Annotated in this window: 5 protein-coding genes and 1 pseudogene; all 6 read right to left on the minus strand. The window is 38.4% G+C overall.

Annotated features, from left to right (window positions below; genetic code table 11):
* Window positions 1-244, minus strand: a 244-nt coding sequence (locus HT679_RS06295; RefSeq protein WP_172924303.1) for an ATP-binding cassette domain-containing protein, incomplete at its 3' end; no start/stop codon positions are given.
* Window positions 245-404: 160 nt separating this feature from the next.
* Window positions 405-794: pseudogene (locus HT679_RS06300) on the minus strand (flagellar assembly protein H domain protein); the annotation flags it as partial.
* The gene (locus tag HT679_RS06305) at window positions 795-1,793 is read right to left on the minus strand and encodes an Rpn family recombination-promoting nuclease/putative transposase (protein ID WP_173213595.1); all 999 of its coding nucleotides are present in this window, start codon (window positions 1,791-1,793) and stop codon (window positions 795-797) included. It lies immediately after the preceding pseudogene.
* A 447-nt stretch (window positions 1,794-2,240) separates the two neighbouring features.
* Window positions 2,241-5,000, minus strand: a complete 2,760-nt coding sequence (locus HT679_RS06310) for a G5 domain-containing protein (RefSeq protein WP_173213597.1) — start codon at window positions 4,998-5,000, stop codon at window positions 2,241-2,243.
* A gap of 101 nt (window positions 5,001-5,101) precedes the next feature.
* Complete coding sequence (locus HT679_RS06315; RefSeq protein WP_173213599.1) at window positions 5,102-7,624, minus strand: LPXTG cell wall anchor domain-containing protein; 2,523 nt, start codon at window positions 7,622-7,624, stop codon at window positions 5,102-5,104.
* Window positions 7,621-12,159, minus strand: coding sequence for a YSIRK-type signal peptide-containing protein (locus tag HT679_RS06320; protein WP_173213608.1), 4,539 nt, complete (start codon window positions 12,157-12,159; stop codon window positions 7,621-7,623). Before HT679_RS06320 ends, HT679_RS06315 begins: the two co-directional genes overlap by 4 nt.
* Between the last annotated feature and the right edge of the window lie 392 nt (window positions 12,160-12,551).

The following is a 12,551-nucleotide window of genomic DNA, read 5'->3' on the forward strand; positions in this document are numbered from 1 at the left end:
TATCTGCAACCTCAAAACGGCTATCTTGGGCTAGGTAAGACAGAGAAATATCTTTTTTCTTATTGATTTCTCCGCTAGTTGGCTCCTCTTCTCCAACTAAAATCTTCAAAAGAGTAGACTTACCTGCACCATTTTTCCCAACAAGGGCAATCCGATCTCGTTCATCAACCTGCAGGTTGATATTATCAAAAAGAACCTCTCCTGCAAAAGAACGTTCAATTTTATTAGCTTGTAAAATAATCATACAAGTAGTATAGCATGTTTCCCTAAGGCATTCAAGACAATCGTCTTAACCCAAATATCCTAGAAAAACCGGCTCTGCTTATTCTTGGTATTAAAAAGTATTTGGATTATAAACTCTACTTATTTTTTTGCAAGATAGCTAGCTAAACATTTTCGCTCGTTTACAAGAGTGACTCAAACTCAGCGACAGTCATTCCTAACTGCTGGCTGGCAAATTCAGAAGTTAAAACATGTTGACGAACCATGTCTAAGAAGGCAAAAAGTTTTCCACGTTCTAAACCTTGTTCTAAACCTTGTTCTAAACCCTGTTCAACCCCCTCAGCCCTAGCGGTTTCCAAAGCATAGTCCTGTGCTAACAAGGCTTGTTCTTCGCGCATACGTAGTTGACTAAACATTTTTCTGTCCTCCTCGGACCAGCTCTTGTAGTCCAGCAGTTGGTCTGCTTGGCTGATGGCTCGCTCGGATTGTTGAGTAAAGGGCTTGTTCCCAAAAAACTCCAACCACGGCTTGCGAATGCTATCTTTGCTGGTTTCTCTATATTTTTTTAGTTCTTATTTGTGATGGTCTCTCAATAGTTCTTCAAACTCAGTGACAGTCATTCCTAACTGCTGGCTGGCAAATTCAGAAGTTAAAACATGTTGACGAACCATGTCTAGGAAGGCAAAGAGTTTTCCACGTTCAAGTCCCTGTTCAATGCCCTCAGCTCGTCCACGTTCAAGTCCTTGTGCTAAACCTTTTTCGATGCCTTGTTCAATCCCCTCTGCACGACCACGTTCAAGTCCACGCTCTAAACCTTTTTCCTCAGCTTGTTCCAAAGCATAGTCCTGTGCTAACAAGGCTTGTTCTTCACGCATACGTAGTTGACTAAACATTTCCCTATCCTCCTCGGACCAGCTCTTGTAGTCCAGCAGTTGGTCTGCTTGGCTGATGGCTCGCTCGGGTTCTTGGGTAAAGGGCTTGTTGCCGAAAAACTCCAACCAGGGCTTGCGAACCTTGTCTTTGCTGGTTTCTCTATATTTTTTTAGTTCTAAGAACGCCATCTTAACCAAATGGTTTTCTTGACCGTTACTTGTGATGGTTAAGACTTCACCCGTCGTGTCTTCGCGCATACTGAAACTGTGGAAAGCTAGATCATCTTGGAAATAATTACTATCCACAATAGCTATTGCGTAAACAGGTGCGATGTGTTTGTAGCTCTGGTGGGTATCACCTTCTCGCTGGCGAATTTTTTCTAGGTTTTGATTGACTTGACTGCATAGATAAGCCCACAAACGATTAATGAAAAAATTCTGATGATGAACTTGAATTTCGATGATAACTTGCGTTCCATTATCTAACTCCGCCAAGACGTCTATACTTGTATAGAAGTCCTGAGCCGAGTAAGGCAGGGAAGGCAAGACGTGAATATTGCTTCCCTCTAAAATGGTCACATTTTTAGCTGGTAAGTCCAGCATATCGCGAATAAATTGACAAGTGATTTCTGGATTGCTAAAGATTTTCTTAGCAACCAAGTCATTGGTTGGGCTGATGCCCGGATGACGTAATATCATATTTCTTCTCCTCTCATTATAGCACATTTTTTAATCTAATTTACTAGATTTGATGCTTCTATCTATTTATTCGGAAAAAGAATAGAAAAAACAAAAGAAATCTCAAACTTTATAGCAAAATGAAATAAACTCTGAACAAATAGGATAGTAAAGTCGAATCAATTTCTAGCAATGTTTTATAAGTTATAATGTTCTATTCTGAATTTAAGATAACATATAATTTAAAGAGACTGGACCAAAACTCAACTTCCGGAAAAAATGAAGTAAATCTTCCCACAATAAAACGCATAGTCTCAAGTTTTTCAATACCTGATACTATGCGTTTTTCTGATTTGAGAGACTTTTTTCTCAGCCTCTTCTTAATCTTAGCTTTTCTCCACCCCACTACAGTTGACAATGAGCCAAAAAAAGAAGATGACGAATCATCTTCTTAAAAACTATGAGTTTTTAGTCTTCTTTTTTCTTGAAGAATCCTAGTCCTAGACCAGCTAACAAGGTCATGATACCAGCGCTAGCCAAGCTAGCATTAGCTTCTGTACCTGTGTTTGGCAATTCTGCTTTATCAGATGTTTTCGTAGATGTTACACTATCTACTGTCTTTTCTGATGTAGCTGTAGCCACTGCTTCACCTTTTTGTTCTGAAACTTTAGATGGTGCTGGGCTTGGAGTTTGGTCTTTTGGAGCAGGAGTTTGAGCTTGCTTGGTTCTAAACACATGAACTGTCAAGTTATCTCCTTCACGGTGACTCTCAACAAATTCATAGCCTGGAACTTCACCTGCTTCTTGCTTATCAACTGATGGCACTTTCAAGTCTTTTCCGTTTTCATCGCGCCATACTGTACGAACCGCTGGAGTTTCAGCTTTGTTTGGTTTTTCTGGCGTTGAAGTTGATGGCGAACTTGATGGAGTCATTGGATGACTAGTTGGGCTTTCTGGTAAAATTGGGGTTCCATTCGCTACTTTCTCAAATGTATGCGTCAAAATACCTTCTTCTAAGCGACTAGATAGCCACTTGTAGCCTGCAATTTCGCCAGCCTGTACTTTTTTGCCAACTACTTTTTCCTTAATCTCCTTACCTGCTGTATCTACCCATAGCGTTACTGGATGCTCTGGGTTTGCTTCTTCGATTGATAAAGCAGCGTATACAAACGGAGTATAAGCACTCGTTTTATGCTTGGCTTGAGCTTGGACTTTTTCTTTATTGACAACTGATTCTCGTGGAATGGTTACAGTACCTGTTTTCTTGTCTAATGTAACATTTTCAGGTTGTTTGTCTAAAGTCCATTCACCAGTAGGTTGCTTGGTAAGAGTTAGAACTTCATTACCAGAGCCATCACTCTTAGGATACGTAATTCTCACTGTATCCGCATCTTTCTTAGGTGCTTTGACTTCGATGCTTGCTTTATTCGCTTCTTCCACAATAGCGATAGTCGGCGGAGCTACCTTAAGATTTGGTTGGTCTTCAGGCTCAGATGGTTGACCTGGTTGTTCTGGTTGTGGAGTCTCTGGTGTTTCTACTACTTTCGGTTTTGTTCCAACTGTAATAATTTCTTCTTTTGGTTCTTCTCTTACTACTGTTGGCTTGTTTTCTGTCACAGTTCCGTTGTTTGGATCCATTGTGTACGTTGTAGTTGTTGTTTCTTTTCCTTTTACTCCCACTTGTGTAGTTTCTCGATAATCCTTATCTTTTGTATTATCTTCTACATAACGTGTTGTAAATGGTAGTTCTTTTTCTTCTACTTTCGGTTTTGTTCCAACTGTTATAATTTCTTCTGTTGGTTGTTCTGTATCCGTTGTTGGAGCATTTTCTGTGACTGTACCATTCGTTGTATCCAACGTATAAGTAGTTGTTTTTGTTTCCTTACCCTTAACACCTTGTTGAGTTGTTTCTCGATAATCTTTGTCTTTGGTTTTATCTTCTACATAGCGTGTTGTAAATGGTAATTCTTTTTCTTCTACTTTCGGTTTTGTTCCAACTGTTATAATTTCTTCTGTTGGTTGTTCTGTATCCGTTGTTGGAGCATTTTCTGTGACTGTACCATTCGTTGTATCCAACGTATAAGTAGTTGTTTTTGTTTCCTTACCCTTAACACCTTGTTGAGTTGTTTCTCGATAATCTTTGTCTTTGGTTTTATCTTCTACATAGCGTGTTGTAAATGGTAATTCTTTTTCTTCTACTTTTGGTTTTGTTCCAACTAAAACAACTTTATTAACAGGTTTTTCTGTTTCCTCTGTTGTAGATGGATTCGCAGTACGTGCACCTGTCTCTGGATTGACTGTATAGGTAGTTGTCGTTGTAGAAGTACCTTTTTTACCAGGAGTTTTTTCTATTTGATGTCCTGCAACATCTTGATCATTTGGCTCATAAATCGTTTTAAAATCAATCTCATTGGTTGTGACTGTTGGCTTTGTACCAACTTCATAGATGTCATCGTCTTTATTAGCTGTGTCTCCTTTATTCACATGAATACGATAATACTTAGATAAGACAACTGTTCCATCTTCTTTTACAACATTTTCGTCTGCCTCTGGATTGACTGTTATCGGTTTATTGGCATCTACAATAGTATCTTGATCATCAATCATACCATCAGCTCTATCTGGTTTACCATCGTTATTACTATCATATGTCTCAGTAATATTCGTTACCCCTGAATCAACACGATGAGGATATTTAGGGTCAATTTCACTTATTCTAGGTTCCTTAAAACCTGACCCATCTGTAAGATCGTCACCTGCATGCTCATTTATAGTAGCAGCATCCTCTCTTTTATATTTCTCATCAGTTTGACGATCTTCGTTTTCATCATATAATTTTGTGAATAAATTTTCTAGTTCATTTCCTTCTTCTTCAAAATAACCATCTATTTCACTTTTACTCAGATTATCAGCTTCTTCAGCTTTTAAGATAAAACTTCTACCATCATGACCTTTATGTTTCAATACAGGATCAGTACTTTCAATCTTGTCATTTCCTACATATTTTTTCCCTTTAGGAATTCGTACTTCATACCCATCTGCGTTACTACTTAAATCTGTAATATCCTGAGGCTCTCCCCCCGATTCATTACCTGAAGCGTAGACTACATTAGGTGCCATTATTGCAACACCACCTAGGGTAAGGACAGTAGCCACCACGCAGGAACCGAAAACTTTTCCGATTTTGCGTAGAGCATACTTTTTATTCTTAGTTGATTTTCTTGTCATATTTTCCTCAATTTAATATTTATTTTAGTTTATAGATTGTTAACTCCGAGCCAAAAGCCAGATAACTCATCCAACTTTTGGCAAGAAGCAACGTTTTTATATTATTCGGATTCATCTTCTTTTTTCTTGAAGAATCCTAGTCCCAAACCTGCTAACAAGGTCAACAATCCTGCCCCAGCTAAGCCAGCATTAGCCTCTGTACCTGTATTTGGCAACTCCTCTCTCTTACCTGTCTCATAAGTCGGCACTTCTGGATCTGGACTCACTGGAGTTTCAGGTCTTGGAGTATCTGGTTCTGGTATTGGAGTCTCTTGATTTGGTAGTTCTGGGCTTGGAGTAGGAGCACTTGGATGCTCTGGATTTGGTTGTGGTCTCGGCTCCTCAGGTCTATCTGGAATTGGTTCGTTAGGGAGAACTGGCGGTATCTTTTCAAATCTATGAATCGTAATACCTTCCTCCGTTACAGTTGTAATATATCTGTATCCTGGAATATTTCCAGCTTCATGAGTACCTGGTTGATCTGGTTTAAGTGGATTACCATCTTTATCAAACCAGACTGTAATTTTATATTCTGGCTTATCTACAGATGGAGAACCTGCAAAGAAAATATGTGTGACTTTATTTCCTTCCAAACGACTTTCCAACCAAACATGATTTGCAATTCGACCTTTTTCATGTAAACCATTTTCAGTTGGTCTTAAGACATTTCCATTTACGTCAATCCATTCTGTTGTTCCTTCAAATTTAGGTACATCAAGAATATTCGGCATAACACTAACAATCTTACTTTGTTTGTATTTATGTTTTGTTTGCGTATCTACCCATGTCTTCGGTTGAACTTGTTCACTTGGAATATAAACACGACCATTCGTCGGATTGATAGTCACTCCAACTGGAGATTTTTCAATTTTCCACGTACCATCTTTATCTTTCTTCGTAACGATAGTTTCTTTTTCAGTACTGTTTCGTTTTGTAAATGTAATAGATAAAGTATCAGCATCTTTATTTGGCACGTCAACTTCTACAGTATTACCGCTTGGACGTTCGACAATTCTCGGTGTCGGTGGAATAACATAGATTTGACGTAACTTCACAACAAAGACTTGAGACGGATCTTTTCCTTCTTCATCTTTTACGTTGTCAAATGTCGCTCCATCTTTCAGAGGATTGTCTACTAACTCGTAGTCACCATTATTAACTGGGTCACCTGTTAGTTTCTTCAATGTATCATTAAAGTTTTCTGTTGGGATTTTCTCTCCAGTTTTACCTGTCAGCGACATCCTTGAAGCAACAAGCTCCGTTTCTTTTCCATCTTCGCCTATGACAACAAATTTGACAATAGCTCTTTGTCCATCTGGTGTATACTTGATTGGTGTATCCATCTTAGGATCATTTGGCGTTTCTGGAACCGGTGGCACCTTATATCCTTTTTCTGGATGTTCTGGATCTATAGGTACTAATGGAGTTCCGTTTGGTGTCTTAGGTGTATAGCCTGGAACGTATGGAATCACTGGCACTTTCGGTACTGGTTGCCCTGGTTGTGGCGGAGTGGTTGGATAATCTGGAGTTTTAGGCTTAGTTGGATCATCTGGATCATTTGGATACGGAATTGGTGTCGGTTCTTCTTTTCCTGGTACTTTTGGCACCCATGAACCGATTTTTCTGTATTCAACTACTTCTTCTATTGAATCAGATTCTGGCGTTACCTCTTTAGAAGGTACTGACACTTTATTTGCTAAATATCCTTCTAAAACTGGTGTATCTACTTTAGGGAACTCTTGTTTTTCATGATTCCAAGTTCCAATTTCCGTTAAACCTGTTGTTAGATTAGTTGTTGTATCTCTTGAAAACTCAACCTTATCTACTTTCATCGTGATTTTTTCCGTGTTAAGTTCTGTTCTGACTTCTTTTCCATCTTGAACATCAACTTTAACGTATTTAATTGTACGTGTTACAGTTGTAGACTCTTTATCAGCTGAGATTTTTTCTCTTACTACTAATTTATATGTCTGAGTCGGTTCTTGTTTTCCAGCGTCAGACTCTGTATCATATTTTGTAGTTGCAGTTAGTGGATTTACTGTATCTACAATGTATCCACGATTTCTTAGTGAAGTTATCTTAGCATCAACAGAATTTTTATCAGTTTCTTTAACCGTTTCTCCTGATTTGCCGTTAAATTCTAATTTTTCATTGTCTAGTGGCACTTCTACCCCTGTAGTTACATTAACTACTTTAATTAAAATCTTTTGTGGATTTCCTTCATAAGTAATCGGTGTATTCGTTTCTGGTGTTTTAGGTAAATCTGGAACTTTATATCCTTTTCCTGGATGTTCTGGTTCTACTGGTACCAACGGTTTCAGTGGGTTTGTATTTGGATCTACTGGTTTTGTTGGGTCCGTAGGAACCATTGGTGTGTATCCTGGTACGTATGGAATTACTGGCGGTTCCGGTGTATTCGGATCCTTTGGAATTCCTGGCTCAGGGTATACTGGTGTTCCAGGTTTTGTTGGATCTGTTGGGTGATTTGGATATGGTTTAGGTTCAAAATTACTTCCATCTGGTGGCGTTACGCCTGTTGGAGGTGTTAATACCCATGACCCAATTTTTCTGTATTCAACTGTCACCTCATATGATTCTGTAGCAGGTTGAACAGTTTATTTTCTACAGATGCGACATTTGCAAGGTAGCCATCTAATACAGGTGTATCAACTTTTAATAACTCTTTTGTTTCAGCATCCCAATTGCCAAATTTTGTTATATATGTTGTCAAACTAGTAGATGCATCTCTTGAAAATTCAACTTTATCTACTTTTGTTTTGATTTTTTCTGTATTAAGTTCTGTTTTGACTTCTTTTCCGTCTTTAACATCGATTTGAACGTATTTAATTGTACGTGTTACTGGTATAATTTCTTTATCTTTTGATATAAGTTCATTTACTACAATTTTGTAAATTTGTGTTGGTTCTGTAGAATCGTCCTTTGTATCATATTTAGTTGTTTCTGATATAGGGTTCTTCGTTGATACGATATATCCTCGTTGTTTTAAAGATGCAATTTTATTATCAACTTTTTCCCTATCTTCTGTTGTTACTACTTGATCAGAAACGCCATTGAATTCAAGTTTTTCTTTAGGTAATTCTACTTCTTCTCCAGTTGTGACGTTTACAACTTTGATAAGAATTTTTTGTGGATTTGGTTTGTACTCAATTATAGTATTATTTTGAGGATCCTTTGGTATTTCTGGTACCTTGTATCCTTTTTTAGGATCTTTTGGATCAACTGGTTCTAACGGTGTTTCACCAATTTTTGGTGTGTATCCTGGTTCGTATGGAATTACCGGCAATTCTGGAGTTTTTGGTTTTTCAGGAGTTCCTGGAGTTTCACCACCTGGGGTCTCATTGCCTCCACCGGGAGTGTTATTTCCTCCTGGGTTCTCAGGTTGAGGGTTTGGTGTTTCTCCTGGATTTACTGGTGTTGTTGGATAATCAGGATATTTAGGTTTTGTTGGATCTGTCGGATTGTTTGGATATGGAATCGGTGTTGGAGTTTTTCCTGGTATTTTCGGTACCCATGATCCTAACTTAGTATAAACAACTTTTTTGTTAATGTTTGTTATTTCACCTGTCTCAGTAGGTTTTGGAGCATCTTGCCCTTCTACTTGTTTAATATCCGCTACATAGCCAGTTTTTAATGGTGTATCGACTGCTGGTAATTGACTTGCTGGATGGCTTTCATCCGTAGTTGCCGTCCATTCCCCATAAGTGATTTTTTTAGTAACCACATTATATGTTGCAGTTCGTTTGAATAGAACTTTATCTACCTTATCTTCTACTCCACTTGGCTCTTCTTGTCCATCCGCTGTTTCTTTCTTAACGTAAGTAATTGTTCTTGTTACTTCTTTTTTAAGATCTGACTCTTTTAGTCCTGTTTCTGGCCATTTTGGTCCTTCTCCGTTATTCGGATCTACTGGATCGTTTGGATTTTTCGGCTCTGTTACTGTTTCCACTTTTTCTCTTACAGTAATCGTATAAGACTGCGTTGGCTCTTCTCCGTCTTTATCCTCTTTGTCGTCTCCTTTTCTTGAATCAGGAGTTCCCTTTGTAAAGGTATTATCGACGATTTCATATCCTAAGTTTTGCAACTCTTTTACTTTGTCTTCTACAGATTTTGATGGGAATTCTTCGCCTACTTCTGTTTCAAGATTTAGCTTATGGTCAACTAATTCGACAGGGTCTCCTGCTTCTTGTTGCTTCTTCACATGAACAACTGCTTTTGCTTTGGCTGGCTCCCCTTCTTCATAGACAAATGTTACAACCTTATCAGCTGAAGTTACTGAACCTGTGACAGCTGCTGAATTTGTATATAAGCCATCAGTATTATCAAGAGAGCGTTTTAGGCGGTATTTTTTCTCACCTGCGTTAATCCCTCGTAATTTCTTACTTGTTACATCGTAGCTTGACCCAATAAGGGCTTCTTTTTCTACAAGGTAGGTACCATTATCAGACTTTTCTCCGACTTTTTTAGCTTCTTCATCAGATAGTGGTATATCTCGTCCCTGTTCATCGACATACTTGACCTTTACATTCCCTGAGATAGCTTTTCTAACTTCCGATGTTTTCTTACTTTCATCAATTTTTCTTTTTAGTTTTTCCCCTTCTTCTGGCGGGATTTTATTTTCTTTTATCTGTTTCTCAACAATCCGTTTGGCTACTTCTTTTGATGGTTCTACTGTATCTTGGATTACTGAGAAATCAGCTAGGATAGGTAAGTTATATTGAAGTCTTGGACTTTGCTTATTAACACCGACACGCTTTTTATTTTCCGCAAACACTTGTATTTTATAGGCTACGACATCTTTGTCCAATGGAATATCCCCTGTTGAGAAGTAACCCCCTTTACCTAGTTTATCCCGATCTCCACCAATTGCCTTAGTAATTTCTTTGGATAATTCCTCATCAGAAATTACCTTATTACGTATAACGTTTTCTTTTTCAACAAAGTAGGCAGTGAATGCTTTAAGACCATCATCATCCTTCGAATCATGTTGCGCAGCAAGTTCATTAGTATGATATTTGTTATAGTCAGATTCCTTCATCTCAGTTGGTAAAGGTTTAGTTTCCGCTTCCATGTGTGAGCCAAGGATTTTTGCTTCTTGACTACCGTTTCTTGCTTCCAGGTAAGTGTAGGCGTTTGTGGATCCAATGGCTGCTTTTAAGGCAGAGATTTCTTTTTTTAGTTTAGTTATTTCAGTTTCATCTGTAGCAGTTTTTAAATCTGCTTCTTTAGTTGCTAGTCTAGCATTTAACTCTTTACGATGTTTGTCTACTTTTTCTGGATCTGTTTGAAGTTCTAATTGATCTGTATCTGCATGATAGATAATTTTTTTCGCAGTCGGCAATACAAAATCTAATATTTCATAAACACGATCTGGGTCAGTTCTTTTTAGAGTTCCATCCGATTTCGTATCATTGGTATTCGCCCATGTTGGGGAGTTTGGTTGCACATCTGGATCCAAAGTTTTGCTAAAACTATTATTAAGCTTATTGGCTACAGTTGTATAACCATCTATAAAAGGAATCCCTTCTTTAAACTTATTAGATGGTCTTCCGTTTTTTTCTACTTCATGCAATTCGTCCTTATCGATAGGTAACTCGTAGGTAACTGCCCCTTTGTCTTTTTCAGCGAGCTCTTTTGTGATAATAGGCATCAGGTCTTTATATTGGCTAAATTTAGGGGGTTTTACTTCTGGATGTTGCTCCTTATATCTTGCTGCTGCAAGAGGCTTAACTTTTTTCTCATGTTCCTCTCTCAATAACTTTTTAATTACTTGGTTAAACCCTTTTAAATCTACACCTTGGCTGTAGCGTTCTTCGTTCTCTACTACTCCGTCAATTCGGTTGATAGTATGGTCATAGATAGTTTCTTCTTTAGTTTCACCGTCGTTATCACCTTTTTTAATCGCTTTAACAACGATACGATAAGTCCCTTTTGACCCTTCATAGTCTGAGATATACCCTGTTACAAAGTCGATTTTCAAGCGACTTCCATATTTGGTGGAAAAGGCAGTGAAGGTTTTTTCTATTCCATTGAATCCCTCAATATTTGGAGAATGCTGGAGAATATCTTCCTTCTCTTTTACAGGTAAGCTATTAAGATGTTCCTTATTTCCTGTTCTATTTTCTGTTTCTATTTCAAACCGAGATCCATCTTGTGCTGTATCAGTTCTATTGGCGATAGTACGCCCTTTAGCAAGCATTAACATATATTTGAAGCGACGGTCTAATGCTTGCTCGTGAAGGTAGACTCGGTCAAGTGCATCAGAACCAAGCATCCCGCCTTGCTCTTTTTCTGTGGTTGAACCCTTTTTATAGTACCAACCAGTGAAATACCCTTGAGCATTTTTCTTACCGATGGCGAATGTTCCACCGTCTATAGCTTTCCAACCACCGAACTCGTTAATTTCACGAATTTCACCATCTTGTAGTTTCTCGCCATCTTCATCTTTAACGACTTTTCCGTCTTTAAATCTCAGTGCATCACCAAGGGTGTTCATATTTCTCAAGTATGAACGCTCATTGTTTTGGAAGTCATCCGGCATATTTTGGATGATTTTGTACATGTACTCAACTGTAGCATTTTCATCAGGAGTATCAAATGTTAAGTGGGCATTCTTATCATCCCCACCCGTTTCTCCATCTTTAGGTACATGTACCCCAGGCTGATCGTCTTTTACTGTCTCACCTTTACGATTGGCATCCAGTACAGGTGACTTTTCACCTGTTGGCTGGTTATTGCCTGATTCAGTCCCTGTATCTCCATTCGATGGATTACTTGCATCCCCATCAGGTAATTCTCTTTTAGTCCGACGAGGTTTGGCAGCTTCTGGAGCTACTAGCGGATTTTCAGCCACGGGAGCATTGTAGGTATTTGCTGCTGCATCTGTATTGCTGAGGTCAGGCTTGTTTCCTGTCTTTCCATTTCCAGACTGGTCTGGATCTGTCGGGTTTGCTGCCCTCTCAGCTCCTCTAGCCGACTCCACGCCCTCAGCATGAGCAATCCCAGCTCCCATCAAAAGATAGAGCGCCCCAATGACAACACTAGCCGCACCGACACTCACTTTCCGAATACTATATTTTAATTGTTTTTCTGGATGATTCATTCTTACACTCCATATATATATATATATATATTGTGCCCTATTACTTCCTATATAATAGAATACAATTCATGAATATATTATACACCATTCGGCTTGAAACTTCAAATTTTTTGAATGGAAGACTAGGAGATAGACGACTCTTTTTACTGAAACCAAAGCTAGGTTAGGAGTCCCTCATCAGTAAGCCAACACCAAAGATGAATCATCATCATCCTTGCCCTGTCGTGTGCATCTTATGGACTTACTTCCTTTTATCAGCAAGCTTAGCGCTGTGCTTTGAGACCTTTCCAGCTTGCTTTTGGATCTCCATTAACTTTTACACTTATTTCTTTAAAAATGAGACAATTTGACATTTTTTCTACTTTTTTTCTACTTTTTCCGAATAAATAGAT

The organism is Streptococcus sp. 4886 (assembly GCF_013276485.1).
Taxonomy (GTDB): Bacteria; Bacillota; Bacilli; order Lactobacillales; family Streptococcaceae; genus Streptococcus.